The sequence below is a fragment of the Bradyrhizobium valentinum genome (assembly GCF_001440405.1).
Classification (GTDB): domain Bacteria; phylum Pseudomonadota; class Alphaproteobacteria; order Rhizobiales; family Xanthobacteraceae; genus Bradyrhizobium; species Bradyrhizobium valentinum.
The window spans coordinates 13,417-27,658 of sequence record NZ_LLXX01000033.1 but is presented as its reverse complement, the minus strand read 5'-3'; the positions used below and the strand labels follow the sequence as shown (position 1 = coordinate 27,658).

General features: G+C 64.6%; 12 protein-coding genes and 1 pseudogene. 8 read left to right on the top strand and 5 right to left on the bottom strand.

Annotated features, from left to right (window positions below; translation table 11 throughout):
- Positions 1 to 15 precede the first annotated feature (15 nt).
- The 4 genes from CP49_RS05940 to CP49_RS05925 are packed head-to-tail and all read left to right on the top strand — an operon-like array spanning position 16 to position 4,163.
- Positions 16 to 1,389, top strand: coding sequence for an NAD(P)-binding domain-containing protein (locus tag CP49_RS05940; protein WP_057849372.1), 1,374 nt, complete (start codon positions 16 to 18; stop codon positions 1,387 to 1,389).
- A gap of 38 nt (positions 1,390 to 1,427) precedes the next feature.
- Positions 1,428 to 2,591: an MFS transporter gene (locus CP49_RS05935; RefSeq protein ID WP_197423026.1), complete on the top strand. Its 1,164-nt coding sequence runs from the start codon at positions 1,428 to 1,430 to the stop codon at positions 2,589 to 2,591.
- Entirely contained in the window at positions 2,588 to 3,766 is a 1,179-nt protein-coding gene (locus tag CP49_RS05930) for an MFS transporter (protein ID WP_057849370.1), read from the top strand. The genes CP49_RS05935 and CP49_RS05930 overlap by 4 nt, the downstream gene beginning before the upstream one ends.
- A complete protein-coding gene (locus CP49_RS05925) occupies positions 3,759 to 4,163 on the top strand; it encodes a RidA family protein (protein ID WP_057849369.1) in 405 nt (134 codons plus the stop codon). Before CP49_RS05930 ends, CP49_RS05925 begins: the two co-directional genes overlap by 8 nt.
- Positions 4,164 to 4,174: 11 nt before the next feature.
- Here CP49_RS05925 and CP49_RS05920 read toward each other — a convergent pair whose 3' ends face one another.
- Positions 4,175 to 5,053 (bottom strand): DMT family transporter, encoded by an 879-nt coding sequence (locus tag CP49_RS05920; RefSeq protein ID WP_057849368.1) that lies wholly within the window; start codon positions 5,051 to 5,053, stop codon positions 4,175 to 4,177.
- A gap of 264 nt (positions 5,054 to 5,317) precedes the next feature.
- Here CP49_RS05920 and CP49_RS05915 point away from each other — a divergent pair, with 264 nt between their 5' ends.
- Entirely contained in the window at positions 5,318 to 6,049 is a 732-nt protein-coding gene (locus CP49_RS05915) for a sulfite exporter TauE/SafE family protein (RefSeq protein ID WP_057849367.1), read from the top strand.
- A gap of 212 nt (positions 6,050 to 6,261) precedes the next feature.
- The gene (locus CP49_RS05910; protein WP_057849366.1) at positions 6,262 to 6,516 is read left to right on the top strand and encodes a hypothetical protein; all 255 of its coding nucleotides are present in this window, start codon (positions 6,262 to 6,264) and stop codon (positions 6,514 to 6,516) included.
- A gap of 55 nt (positions 6,517 to 6,571) precedes the next feature.
- Here the strand turns inward: CP49_RS05910 and CP49_RS05905 are convergent, their stop codons facing one another.
- Positions 6,572 to 7,801 (bottom strand): MFS transporter, encoded by a 1,230-nt coding sequence (locus CP49_RS05905; protein ID WP_057849365.1) that lies wholly within the window; start codon positions 7,799 to 7,801, stop codon positions 6,572 to 6,574.
- Between the two features lie 346 nt (positions 7,802 to 8,147).
- On the opposite strand from CP49_RS05905, the gene CP49_RS05900 reads away from it, so the two are divergent.
- Positions 8,148 to 8,966 carry a chromate resistance protein ChrB domain-containing protein gene (locus CP49_RS05900; protein ID WP_057849364.1) on the top strand — a complete coding sequence of 273 codons (819 nt, stop codon included), beginning with the start codon at positions 8,148 to 8,150 and terminating at the stop codon, positions 8,964 to 8,966.
- A gap of 11 nt (positions 8,967 to 8,977) precedes the next feature.
- A complete protein-coding gene (chrA, locus tag CP49_RS05895) occupies positions 8,978 to 10,369 on the top strand; it encodes a chromate efflux transporter (protein ID WP_057849487.1) in 1,392 nt (463 codons plus the stop codon).
- Between the two features lie 45 nt (positions 10,370 to 10,414).
- On the opposite strand, the gene CP49_RS05890 is transcribed toward chrA, so the two are convergent.
- The 3 genes and pseudogenes from CP49_RS05890 to CP49_RS46965 all read right to left on the bottom strand — a co-directional run.
- Positions 10,415 to 11,362 carry a cation diffusion facilitator family transporter gene (locus CP49_RS05890; protein WP_057849363.1) on the bottom strand — a complete coding sequence of 316 codons (948 nt, stop codon included), beginning with the start codon at positions 11,360 to 11,362 and terminating at the stop codon, positions 10,415 to 10,417.
- A 276-nt stretch (positions 11,363 to 11,638) separates the two neighbouring features.
- Positions 11,639 to 13,894 carry a DNA topoisomerase IV subunit A gene (gene parC, locus CP49_RS05885; RefSeq protein ID WP_057849362.1) on the bottom strand — a complete coding sequence of 752 codons (2,256 nt, stop codon included), beginning with the start codon at positions 13,892 to 13,894 and terminating at the stop codon, positions 11,639 to 11,641.
- Between the two features lie 197 nt (positions 13,895 to 14,091).
- Positions 14,092 to 14,242, bottom strand: a pseudogene (locus tag CP49_RS46965) (DNA repair protein RecO); the annotation flags it as partial.

The window sequence follows — 14,242 nt, the reverse complement described above, 5'->3', positions numbered from 1 at the left end:
TCATGGGAGAACGTCATGACCGGAGGCAAGACCGTCGCGATTATCGGAGGCGGGCCGGTCGGCCTTGCCGCCGCCGCCCATGTGCTGGAGCGCGGCCTCGAGCCGATCGTGCTGGAAGCCGGCGACAATGTCGGCCACGCCATGCGGCAATGGAGCCACGTCCAGCTATTCTCGCCCTGGGAGTACAACATGGACAAGGCCGCGACGCGGCTGCTGGCGACATCGGGATGGAATTCTCCCGAGCCCGGTCAGTACCCAACCGGCGCCGAAATGGTCGAGCGCTATCTCGAACCGCTTGCGGCCCACGCCGCGCTCGAGCCTCACATCCGCACCTCGAGCCGCGTCACCGGGATCAGCCGTGCAGGCTTCGACAAGCTCAAGACCAGGGGCCGCGAGGCCGCCCCGTTTGAAATCCGGTACCAGAACGGGCAAGGCCCGAAACTCCTCAAGGCCGATGCGGTTATCGATGCCTCCGGTACCTGGCATTCGCCGAACCCGGCGGGCGCCAATGGTCTTCCCGCCATCGGCGAGAAAAATGCCGCGGACCGGATCGCCTATGGCATGCCGGACGTGCTCGGCAGCGACCGCGCGCGCTATGCCGGCAAGATCGTCGCAGTGCTGGGATCCGGGCATTCCGCAATCGGCACGCTGACCGATCTGGCAAAACTGGCCGAACAGGCGCCGGGGACGCGGCCGGTCTGGCTGCTGCGCGGCAGCGATCCTGCCAAGGCTTTCGGCGGTGGTGCGAACGACAAGCTGGTGGCCCGCGGCGAACTGGGTGCGGCTTTCGCGGCATTGGTGACGGCGGGCCGGATCAAGCTGGAGAGCGGATTTCGCGTTTCGCATGTCATCGCCGACGGCCCTCGCCTCATCGTCGGCGCTGTCTCCGCCTGCAGCGCGCGCCAGGCCGTGGTCGATGAACTGATCGTGGCGACCGGCTTCCGACCGGAACTCGACTTCGTGCGCGAGCTGCGCATCCAGCTCGATCCGGCGATCGAATGTCCGCTCGCGCTGGCGCCGCTGATCGATCCCAACGAACATAGCTGCGGCACGGTGCGGCCGCACGGCGCGCGCGAGCTGGCGCAGGACGAACCCGGCTTCTATTTCGCCGGCATGAAATCCTACGGCCGCGCGCCGACCTTCCTGATGCTCACGGGATACGAACAGGTGCGCTCGATCGCCGCCGACATCGCCGGCGACCGCGCGGCCGCGGAGCGGGTCGAGCTGGTGTTGCCCGAGACCGGCGTCTGCAGCCGCTCGCTTGCGCCAGATGCCAGCAATTGCTGCGGCGGCCCTGCATTATCAGATGTTGACGCTTGTTGCGTCGCGGATGAGAAAGCAAAGCAGCAAGGCAAGACGGGATGCGGTTGCGCATCCAATAGGGAGTAGCCGGAATTTTTCTGGAGGGACGCTCCGTCATCGTCGCGATATGCGTCGGGCAGCTTGGCAGCCTGCTTCCGCACGTCGTCGTGCCTTCCATTCTTGCGGCGTTCCTGATTCCGGAATGGCATTTGAGCGGGGCGCAGGCGGGCCTGCTGGCGGGCTCGGGCGCCGCCGGCTACATGCTGACCGTGCCGGTACTGGCAACGCTGACCGATCGTATCGACGCGCGCAGAATACTGATCGCAGGCTCGGCGCTGAGCGCGCTCGGCACCTTGCTGTTCGGCCTGTTTGCGACCGGCCTGTGGTCGGGTGCGCTCTTCAACGCGATGGCCGGCATGGGCTTTGCCGGCGCTTATATGCCGGGCCTCAAGGCGCTGACCGATCGTCTCGCGCCGGGCGATTCATCGCGCGCGATCACGCTCTACACGTCGAGCTTCTCGTTCGGTGTCGGCCTGTCGTTTCTGGTTTCCCAACTCGTTGCGGAAGCCTGGGGCTGGCGCAGCGCATTTTTCGTCACCGCCGCCGGACCGCTGATCATGTTCGCCGTCTGCTTGCTGTTGCGGCCGGTCAAGCCGGCGCCGGCGCCGGGCCGTCTACTGGATTTCGCGCCGGTGCTCCAGAATCGCAACGCCATGGGATTTGTTCTCGGCTACGGCGCGCACTGCTTCGAACTGTACGGGATCAGGACCTGGATCGTGGCATTCTGGACGTTCGTGGCGGCAAGGAGCTCGGACGCTTCAATCCTGACGCCGATCGTTGTCAGCGTGGTATTCTCCGTGCTCGCTATGCCCGCCAGCATCCTCGGCAATGAATTCGCGCTCAGGTTCGGTCGCCACCGCGCCATATCAGCCGTGATGCTCGCCTCCGCCACGGTGGCCCTTTTGATCGGCATGCTCGCCGACAAATCGCCGTGGCTGCTGCTGCCGCTTGTTCTGGTCTACGCCATCACGGTGCCCGCCGATTCCGGCGCATTGACCTCGGGCATGTCGATGGCCGCCGATCCCAGCTATCGCGGCGCGACCATGGCGATGCATTCCACCGTCGGCTTCAGCCTTTCCGCGTTTGGCGCCTGGGCGGTCGGTGTTGCGCTGGACGCGGCGGGTGGGCCGCAAAACTCATCGGCCTGGATGGCGGCATTTTCGGTACTGGCGGCAGGCATCCTGCTTGGGCCGGTGGCGCTCTATTGGTCGAGAAGAGAGACGCAGTGAACCGCAACCAGTTTTCCATCATTGTCGCGCTCGGCACGACGCAGACGCTGGCCTGGGCCTCGAGCTATTACCTGCCCGCGATCCTCGCCGATCCGATCGCGCGCGATCTCGGCGTTTCCCCGAACTGGATCTTTGCCGCCTTCTCGGCCTCGCTTGTCATCTCGGCCATGCTCGGGCCGCGCATCGGCCGGCAGATCGATCTGGTCGGCGGCCGGTCCGTGCTGTCGCTTTCCAACCTGGTGCTGGCCGCGGGACTGGCGCTGCTCGGCTTCACCTATTCGATACCTGTTCTGCTCACAGCCTGGCTCCTGCTCGGCATCGGCATGGGTGCGGGCCTCTACGACGCCGCCTTCGGCGCACTCGGCCGCATCTACGGCGACGCGGCGCGGCGCTCGATCACCGGCATCACCCTGATCGCTGGCTTCGCCTCCACCGTGGGGTGGCCGCTGACCGCGTGGGGGCTGGAGACGATCGGCTGGCGCAACACCTGCTTTGCGTGGGCGGCGGCACACATACTGATCGGCCTGCCGATCAACTGGCTGATGCTGCCACAGGTCGCGGGCGCAAAGGCTGCGATTGCTTCCGCGGTCAAGCCGCACATCCCGCTCGACCGCACCATGATCCTGCTGGCGTTTGCCTTTGCCGCCGCCTGGAGCGTCACCGGCGCGATGGCCGCACATCTGCCGCGCATTCTCGAATCCGCCGGCGCGACCTCGCTGCAGGCGGTCGCCGCCGGCGCGCTGATCGGCCCATCGCAGGTGGCGGCACGTATCTTCGAGGCGAGCTTTCTGTCGCGGTATCACCCGCTGGTGTCGGGGCGGCTCGCCTGCCTCACCCACCCGATCGGCGCGGCCATCATTGGATTATTGGGCGGCGGCGCGGCGAGCGTCTTTGCCGTCTTCCACGGCACCGGCAACGGTATCCTAACGATTGCGCGCGGCACGATGCCGCTCGCGATCTTCGGACCGAAAAACTATGCCTATCGCCTGGGGATCATCGGCGCCCCGGCGCGGATCGCGCAGGCCGGCGCGCCGCTGGCGTTCAGCCTCTTGATCGACATCATGGGCAGCCGAATCCTGATCGTGTCGTCGGCGCTGTCGCTCTCCGCGCTGCTGGCGCTGATGCTGCTACGCGCACCGCCACCTCGAAGCGTGACGAAAGAGGAGGATGTCTGAAATGATCACCTGCATCAATCCGCCCGACCTGGGAACGCCGCCCGGTTATTCGCAGATCGTCGAGGTGAAGGCGGGCCGCATCATTTTCATCGCCGGCCAGACCGCGCTCGATCGCGATGGCAATGTGATCGGCAGGAATGATTTTGCAGCCCAGGCGGAGCAGGTGTTTCGAAACCTCACGATTGCCCTGGAGGCCAGCCGGTGCACGCCGGCCAATCTCGTCAAGCTCACGGTATTCCTCACCGACATGGATAATCTCGGACCCTACCGCGAAGCCCGAAACCGCTTCTTCGCCTCGGTGACGCCGCCGGCGGCGCCCGCCGTGACGCTGGTCGAGGTATCGAAGCTGTACGGTCCGGATTTCCTGATCGAGATCGAAGCGATTGCTGCGGCGTGAGGCGTGCGAAGCTACGGCTTCTTGATCTCGGACGTTGCGATCCAGATGCCCGCAAATACGGCGACCAGCCCAATAACCAGGTTAGGCGTGATCGGCTCGCCGACGAGCTGCGTGGCGAGCAGGCCCGCGGCAACCGGATTGACCGTCATGGTGTTGGCGACGCGCGTCGGCGATGCCCGCTCGAGCGCCAGCACCCACAGGATGAACGCGAGCGCACCTCCGGCGACGCCGAGATAAACGCCCGCGATCCATTGCGGCGTTCCCAACTGGCTCAAGGCCGCGACACTGCCGGTCAGCGATCCGACCAGGATCAGCGCCGCGGCACCCGTCCCCATGCCGACGGTGAGGAAACCGAGCGCGCTGGAGCGCTGGATAAACGGGCGGGACCAGACGTTGTAGAACGCCATGCAGAGCACAGCGGCGGTCATGATCAGTTCGCCGCGCCACGCGCCCGGCGGGGCGGCTGACAATCCGGTAGCGAGCGCAGCGATGACGCCGAGCACCGCAATACAGACGCCGATCGATTTCCGCTTCGTCAGCGGCTCGATGCCGAGTATTGCGCCGACCACCATGGTGTGCAGCGGCAGCGTCGCCAGCGCGAGCGAGGCGCGCGCGGCGGTCGTGAACGTCATCGCGATATTGTAGAGGACGAAAAACACGCCGAAGAAACAGAAGCCGAGGGCAGCGACAGCGGGCCAATCGCTGCGGCGCGGCCATCGCGCCTTCAACAAGAGCGCCGCCGGCAGCACACAACAGAAGCCGATGCCCCATCGCAGGATGGCAAGCGTGATCGGATCGGCATTGCCCGCGAGATAACGCGTAATCGCTGCCGCGCTGCCGCCGAGGCTGCTCGAGACAAGTGCGATCGCTACCCCAACCCATTCGCCCAACGCCGCCCACCCTTCCCGCCATCAATTGCAATGCGCGTTGGAGATATGAGCGCGGCCGATCGCGCGCGAGTCAAAAATGTTCTTCCTCCGAATCTTTCTGCGCAATGGCGGCAAGTGTCAGCAGCATGATCATCGCGAACAAGCGTCGCGTTGCTTCTTGCTCAGCGGGCACCGCGGGCGTAGCCTTCTTTCGGGGAAATCGCGGCCTCCCCGTGAAATGGCGATCCCATTCAAGCGCTGCTCGCTTTGGATTGGAGCGAGCACATGGATGGCACGACACTCGAACTGACGCTGTTTTTTCTCGCAACCTTTGCCGGCGCGCTGGTCGCCGGCCTCTCCGGCTTCGCCTTCGGCCTCGTCGTATCAGCGATCTGGCTTTACCTCCTTACTCCGCTGCAAACGGCGACGCTGATCATTGCATTCGGGCTGTTCGTGCAGGGCTATTCGGTCTGGAAGCTGCGCGCCGCGCTGGACTGGCGAGGGCTCTGGCCATTCGTGGCCGGGGCCGCGCTCGGCGTTCCCGTCGGAGTCGGCATCCTGACCTGGGCAAACCCTGCCCATGTCCGCATGGGCGTCGGCGCCTTCCTGGTGCTCTACAGCCTCTACGCGCTGCTACGACCGGCCATCCCCGCGGTGAAAGCGGGCGGCGCCGCGGCCGATGCCGCTATCGGCTTCCTCAACGGCGTGCTCGGCGGCATTACCGGGCTTGCCGGAATTCTGGTGACGATATGGTGCGGCTTGCGCGGCTGGCCCAAGGACGTGCAGCGCACGGTGTTTCAGCCGGTGGCGGTTGCCATCTTCGCCATGAGCGCCTTATGGATCGGCGTCCGGGGCGCGGTCACACCGGAGGTGATCAAACTGTTCCTGATCGGATTGCCGGCCTTGTTCGCCGGCACGTGGCTTGGGCTGAAACTGTTCGGGCGGCTCGACGAGGCAACGTTCCGGAAGATCGTGCTGGTGCTTCTTCTGGTGTCGGGCGCCCTGCTGGTCGTCTAGGCGCGGGCATTCGTGCGCAATATCGCAACGGATTGACGCGGTACCGGCCAAATCAGCCAATTATCGCGACAATCCATTCCTAAATTTCAATCAATTGCCTCGAACCGGCATAGCGTGCCGTCAAGAAGTTTTTGCCATGAGGAGTGGGAACCCCGGGTTTCGGCGGTTTCGAGGCTCCGGCAGGTTGGAGCCTCAAGGCTCTGGAATTGGCTATGAATGAAGCGATCCGCTTACGTGAATTGGAAGCCGAGTGCCGTCAGCGCGCGCTGAGCGAACCGGACAAGAAATGGTACTGGCTGGCGCAGGCCGCCAAATACCAGGTGCAGGCAAACCAGAAACTCGCCTTTCACTCGGAAGGGTCCAGCGCGCCCGACACTCCGGAGATCAAGCTGGCGCAATGGTCGCATGTTCGCGATGAGCGACGGGTAATGGACCCCCTCCCCGACGGACGGCGATCGCCTTGGTAACCGCGCGAGCCGCCTTGGTGTTAACGCGAACCTATTCCCCTTCGCTTAGAGCGCTCTAGCGCCCCTGCTCCTCCGGCGGCTTGATATGGCGGAATGAGAACAAGAGCGCGAGGTCGTAGGCGATCTTGAGCGTGCCGCAGACCACCAGCGGCAGCCCCGTAAACGATGTCATCAATAGCGCGCCCGAGATCGCCGGGCTGATGGCGGATGCAAGACTGCGCGGCACGGCGGTGACGCTCGCGGCCGCGGGCCGTTCGGCCGGCGTCACCACCGCCATGACGTAGGAGGTGCGGGTCGGCACGTCCATCTGCGACAGCGCCGAACGCAGCAACAACAGCCCCAGCGCCAGATACAGGTTCGGCGAGAACGCCGCCAGGATCAGAAAGATGCTGGAGGGAATATGCGTGAACACCATGGTGTTCACGAGGCCGATGCGCTTCGCGATCCAGGCTGCGACCGGATAGGAGAAGGCGCTCAGCGTGTTCGACCAGAAGAAAAACAGCCCGGCTGCGGACAGCGAGAGATCGAAGCGTTCGAACAGCCAGAGCACCAGCAGGGACTGCGCGACGAAGCCGCCCGCGAAGGCATCGATGCTGAACAGCGCGGCGAGCTTGTAGACGGTGCCGCGCGAGGGTCCGAGCGGCGTCTGCGGCGCCTTCTCGTCGCCGCGGCTGTGCGGCACATAGCGATAGAGCGCCGCACAGGCGATGCCGAGCGCAGCATAGGCATAGAACATCAGACGGAACGCCGCGAGTTGCGTGCTGCCGCCCGCAACAAGGAGATCGGGCAGCGAGGCCGCGAGCGAACCCGCCGCGGTGCAGAGCGCGCCGATCAGGCTGTAGCGCGCGAACACCTGCGTGCGGCGCTCGTCGGCAGCGCTGTGCGCCAGCACCGTATGCTCGAGCGGCACCAGCACGCCGAGATCGCCGCCGGAAGCGTTGATCGTGCCGATGAACGCGACCAGCGCGATCAGCACAAAATGCTCGACGGCGGGAAAGGCGATGCCGCTGGCTGCCATCAGGCTTGCGCCTGCGATCAGCAGCGCGCGCAGGTCATGGCGCGGCGCTATCCGGCCCGTGATCAGTGTCAGCAGCGCCGTGCCGAGCAGCGACGCGGTCGCGACGATGCCGACCGCGACCGCGTCGTAACCCAGCGCGGTCATATAGGCCGGCAGGATGATGACGGCAAAACCGTCGCCGAAGCCGCGCAGGCCCCGCGCGACATAGAGCAACCTGATCAGCGCGTTTGCGGTGGAGGGTTTTGGTTCTGTCGCGATATCGGTCATCCCAGCGTCCATGCGCCATCCTCGACACGTCGAGAGGTGCGCAGAGCTTGGACGGCGGACCGTCTGACGGGGAGCCTGCTTCGTCCCCGATGGGGACAAGCTAGGTCCGAACTGGCTATTTCGCAAGCGTTCTTGCGTAGGATGGGTGGAGCGCAGCGATACCCATCGATGGGTTCCTATGGACGAAATGATGGGTATCGCTTCGCTCCACCCATCCTACAGACTCGCCGAGAACCGATTGACAGCCGGGCAGCGGCGCGGTTAATTCGGCGCATGGGGATTTTGCGATCTCCCCACGAGGCGACATGCCCAAGTATCGCGTCCCGTTTTTTACGAGGGCGCCGCCATGTCATCCTACACCACGATATCTCCAGACAAGCTTTCCAAACTGATCGGCACGGCGAATACGCCTGCCCTGATTGACGTTCGCACCGATGAGGATTTCGCCGCCGACCCGCGGCTGATACCCGGTGCTATCAGGCGCAACCACGAGGAAGCCGCCGATTGGGGCGACGAGTTTTCCGGCCGCCCGGCCATCGTCGTCTGCCTGCGCGGCCAGAAACTGGCACAGGGCACCGCCGCCTGGCTGCGGCATCTCCACGTCTCGGCCGAAGCGCTGGAGGGCGGTTTTGAAGGCTGGAAGGCGGCAAAACTGCCGCTAGTGCCGGCGTCGAAAGTCCCGGCGCGCGACGCGCAGGACCGCACGGTGTGGGTGACGCGGGCGCGGCCAAAGATCGACCGCATCGCCTGCCCCTGGCTGATCCGCCGCTTTGTCGATCCGAATGCGGTGTTCCTGTTCGTCACGCCCGCGGAAGTGCTCGCGGTCGGCGAACGCTTCAACGCCGCGCCCTTCGATGTCGAGAACGTGTTCTGGAGTCATCGCGGCGAACTCTGCACCTTCGACGTCATGATCGAGGAATTCGGTCTGGCGACGCCAGCCCTGCTGCGGCTGGCAGCGATGGTGCGCGGCGCCGACACCGGACGGCTTGATTTGTCGCCGGAAGCGCCTGGACTGCTCGCCGCTTCCCTCGGCCTGTCGCGCATGTTCGACGATGATCTCGAGCAGTTGGAGGCCGGCATGACGCTGTACGACGCGTTCTACCGCTGGTGTCGCGATGCAACAGGCGAGACGCATAATTGGCCCACCAACAAGGCGAAGCCGTAATGGATGCCACCATGGGCAAGACGACCGAGGCCGGCGCAAGCCGTGACCTCGGTCACGGCATCAGCTTCGGCGAAGCCTTCCGGGTCTGGCTGCGGGTCGCCGTGCTCAGCTTCGGCGGCCCGGCCGGGCAGATCGCGGTCATGCACCGCATCCTGGTCGAGGAAAAGAATTGGATCTCAGAAAGCCGGTTTTTGCATGCGCTGAACTATTGCATGCTGCTGCCGGGCCCGGAGGCGCAGCAGCTCGCGACCTATATCGGGTGGCTGTTGCACCGGACCGCCGGCGGCATCATGGCGGGCGGCCTGTTCATCCTGCCCGGCATCATCGCCATCATGGCCTTGAGCTACATCTACGCGGCCTACGGCAATGTCGGCTTCGTCGAGGCGGTGTTCTTCGGGCTGAAGGCCGCGGTGCTCGCGATCGTGGTCCACGCCGTGGTCCGCGTCGGCAAGCGCGCGCTGCGCAACCGGGTGATGATCGCGCTTGCCGCCATCGCCTTCGTCGCCATCTTCTTTTTCAACGTCCCCTTCCCGATCATTATCATTGCGGCCGGTCTGATCGGCTATTTCGGTGCGCGCAGCGGACGGCCGGAATTCGCCGCCGTAGAGCACGGCGGCGGCGGCAAGAAGACGGCAGCCGTCGACAGCCAGCTAGGCGAGGAATTGCCCGATCACGTTCGCCCGAGCGTTGGCCGTGCACTGCGCGTCAGCTCGGTGTGGTTGCTGCTCTGGGCGGTGCCGGTCGCGGCGCTCCTGATCGGGCTCGGGCAAGCCAATGTGTTCAGCCAGATCGCGCTGTTCTTTTCCAAGATGGCGATGGTGACGTTCGGCGGCGCCTATGCGGTGCTGGCCTATGTCGCGCAGCAGGCAGTCGAGCATTATCACTGGCTGGAGCCGCGCGAGATGCTCGACGGCCTCGGCATGGCCGAGACCACGCCGGGCCCGCTGATCATGGTGCTACAGTTCGTCGGCTTCATGGCCGCCTATCGCGATCCCGGCGCGCTGTCACCAATGGTCGCGGCGACGCTTGGCGGATTGCTGGCGACCTGGGTCACGTTCATCCCCTGCTTCCTCTGGATCTTCCTCGGCGCGCCCTACATCGAGACGCTGCGCGGCAACAAGGGGCTTGCTGGCGCGCTGTCCGCGATCACCGCAGCCGTGGTCGGCGTGATCCTGAACCTCTCGATCTGGTTCGGATTGCACACGCTGTTCCGGCAAACCATTCCGGTTCGCTCATTCGGGCTGTCGTTCGACATGCCGGTGTGGGGAAGCCTCGATATCGCAGCATTCGTGCTGGCGGCTGCCGCGGCAACGGCGATCTTCCGCCTCAACATCGGGATGCTCTGGGTACTGGCGGGATCGTGCGCGGCGGGCGTCGCGCTGCGGTTTATGGGTTGGGCTTGAGTCCTTGTAGGATGGGTGGAGCGAAGCGATACCCATCCTACATCCCTACACCCGCTCGGCCGGTGCAAGCTTGCAGACGGCGGCATCGACCTCAATCTGCAACGTGGAATGGTGGATGTTGAAACGGCGCGAGAGTTCCTCACAGACGCCGTGCAGAAAGGCATCGTCGGTGCCGCCGGGCCGCACCAGATGCGCGGTCAGCGCGGTCTCGTTGGTGCTCATGGCCCAGATGTGCAAATCGTGCACCTCCGAGACACCTTCCAGCCCGGCAAGGTAGTCCCGCACTTTCGCAAGCTCGATGCCGCGCGGCACGCCGTCGAGCGCGAGATTGACACTGTCGCGCGCCAGCCCCCATCCGCTCCAGAACACCACGGCCGCAATGACGAGGCTGATCGCGGGATCGAGCCACAGCCATCCCGTCAGCATGATGATGAGCGCCGCAACCACCACGCCGAGCGAAACGCCTGCATCCGCCGCCATGTGCAGATAGGCGCCGCGAATATTGAGGTCGCCGTGGCGGCCGCGCATGAACAACAGCGCGGTGAAGCCGTTGATGGCGACGCCCAGCGCTGCAACCATCACGACCGTCCAGCCCGCAACCGGCGCGGGGCTGTAAAGGCGGTCGACCGCCTCGACGACAATGCCGCCGACCGCCACCAGCAGCAGGCCGGCATTGAACAGCGCCGCTAGGATCGAGGCGCGGCGATAGCCGTAAGTATGCCGCTGCGTCGGCCCCTTCTGCGCCAGCCACGCCGCACCCCACGCCAACAGCAGCGCGATCACGTCGGAGAGATTGTGGACAGCGTCGGAAATCAGGGCGAGCGAATTGGCGGCGTAGCCGAAGATCAACTCGGCAATGACGAAGGCCGTGTTGAGCGCCGCGCCTATGGCGAACGCCCAGCCGAAATTATCGGGCGCGTGGCTGTGGCCGGCGTGACCATGGGAATGATCATGCGCGTGGGAATGATCGTGGTGAGCGTGATCGTGCGCCATTCCTGGCAACCGTCGTCTCGATGGTTCGACGGCGATTTATATAGCGCGGGAAATTTCGAATACTATTACAGTCGGGAATCGTAGCAACTATTAAACCCTCATGGTGAGGAGGCGCCAACGGGTCCGCGCGCAGCGCGGCCCGATGACAGGCTCCGCGCCGTCTCGAACCACGAGGCCCCGCTGGTGCCATTCATCCTTTGAGACGCCGCTGCGCGGCTCCTCAGGATGAGGTCTAGCAGAATCGATGGGCGCCTTTGCCCACCCTACATTCTCGTCCTACTCCACCCCGCGCAAAAACTTGTTCGACTTCGGCAGGCCGTGCGCGAGGCGGCCGGCGTCGGCGCGGTTGCCGCGCCAGTCGGACAATTCCTTGGCGCTCATGCTTTGCTCGCGGCCGGCGGAATCCTTCCAGGTCAGCCCCGCCTTGAACTCGAACACGGAGACGTCAGATAGCTTGGCACTGGAATATTTCTGCAAGCGCACGCCGCGGCCACGGGCCATCTCAGGCACTTGGTCGAGTGGGAACAGCACCATCTTGTGGTTGGTGCCGATCGCGGCAACGGTATCACCTTGTACGGTCGCGATTGCGCAGGCCTCGTTCGGCATGGTGACGTTGAGCACCTGCTTGCCCTTGCGGGTATTGCTGACGCAATCCTCTTCCTTGACCACGAAGCCCTGTCCTTCGCTGCTCGCGATCAGGAACTTTCGCTCACCCTTGTTGACGAACAGCGACACGATCGCCGCGTCCTGCTCCATGTCGATGAACATGCGGATCGGCTCGCCATGACCGCGCCCGCCCGGCAGCTTTGCGACGTCGAGCGAGTAGAACTTTCCGTTGGTGGCGAACAGCAGCAGTTTTGAGGTGGTCTCGGCGAAGAAGGCGTGGTCGAGCTTGTCGTCGGTCTTGAAGGCGAGCCCCGAGATATCCTCGACATGGCCCTTCAGCGTACGCACCCAACCCTTCTCGGAGATCACCACCGTGCACGGCTCACGCTCGACAAAGGCTTCCTCGATCGCAGCGAGATCGTGCTCGGGCGCGTCGGCAAACATCGTGCGACGCTTGCCGAGCGGCGTCTTCGGCCCAAAAATGTCGCGAACCTTGCGGACCTGCTCGCCGACCTTGGACCATTGCTCGGCTTCCGAGCCGAGCAGCGACTTGATGCCCTTCAATTCGCCCCGAAGGTTCTTGTCCTCGGTGCGGATTTCGAATTCCTCAAGCTTGCGCAAGGAGCGCAGGCGCATGTTGAGGATGGCATCGGCCTGGACCTCCGTCAGCTTGAACGCCTTGATCAGCGCCGGCTTCGGCTCGTCCTCGGTGCGGATGATCTTGATCACCCTGTCGATGTTCAAATAGGCGATCAGGTAACCGCCGAGCACTTCGAGCCGGTTCTCGATCTGGGTCTTGCGGTAATTGGAGCGGCGCACCAGCACGTCGCGCAAATGGTCGAGCCATTCGCGCAAACATTCCGCAAGCCCCACCACCTTGGGGATCTTGCCCTTGATCAGCACGTTGAGGTTCAGCGAAATCTTGCTCTCGAGCTCGGTGAGCCGGAACAGCGATTCCATCATCAGCGCGGGATCGACCGCGCGGGATTTCGGCTCGATCACGAGACGAACGTCTTCCGCCGACTCGTCCCTGACGTCGCCGACCAGCGGCAGCTTCTTCTCGTTGAGCAGCTCGGCGATCTTCTCGACCAGCCGGGACTTCTGCACCAGCCACGGAATCTCGGTGATGACGACGACCCACGTGCCGCGGGCGCCCTCTTCCTGAACCCACTTGGCGCGGGTGCGGAACGAGCCGCGCCCGGTCATGTAGGCTTCGGCGATGCTTTCCTTGGAATCGACGATGATGCCGCCGGTCGGGAAATCCGGGCCCTTGACCCATTTCAACAGCGACTTCGACTTGGCTTCGGGCTTGTCGATCAAATGCAGCGCGGCGTCGCAGAGCTCGGCAACATTGTGCGGCGGGATCGAGGTGGCCATGCCGACCGCGATGCCTTGCGCGCCATTGGCAAGCAGGTTCGGGAAGCCGCCGGGCAGAACCACCGGCTCCTTGCTCTGTCCGTCGTAGTTCGGGCGGAACTCGACGCCGTCCTCGTCGATGCCTTCCAGCAGCAGCCGCGCGACCTCGGTCATGCGGGCTTCGGTGTAGCGGTAGGCAGCCGGGTTATCGCCGTCGATATTGCCGAAATTGCCCTGGCCGTCGACCAGCGGGTAGCGCGAGGCGAAATCCTGCGCCAGACGCACCATGGCGTCGTAAATCGCCTGGTCGCCGTGGGGATGGAACGAGCCCATCACGTCGCCGACGATTTTTGCCGATTTCTTGAACGGCGTGCCCGGATCGAGCCTGAGCAGGCGCATGCCGTAGAGAATGCGCCGGTGCACCGGCTTCAGCCCGTCGCGGGCGTCCGGCAAAGCGCGGTGCATGATGGTCGAGAGCGCGTAGGCGAGATAGCGCTCTTCCAGCGCATCGCGCAGCATCACCTCGTGGATTTCGGCCGGTTCTTCCGGCGGTAGCTGTCGTTTTCCCATGGGGAGGCGTTAAACTTTTGCGGTGAATCGGGCAAGATCCGAATGGGGCGACGATGGCACCCACCGTCGTCCCTGCGAACCGCAGGAACCCATAACCACAAGAGTTTGTGGCAAAAAATGGCTGGGGCCACCGTGCCAAACGACTGCCGCGGCGTATGGGTCCCTGCTTTCCGCAGGGACGACGGGTGAGAGCGGGCTCAAACCGCTGAACTGATTCGCGCCCGGTGCCTCGTCACCGCATTGATGAAGCCGTCCCTGGCGTCCGAATGGCCCTGCCCCCGCGGCTCCAGCACGTGGCGGAGCAGGAATAGCCCGGTCAGGCGAAAGCCGTCCTGCAGGTCCTGGTCC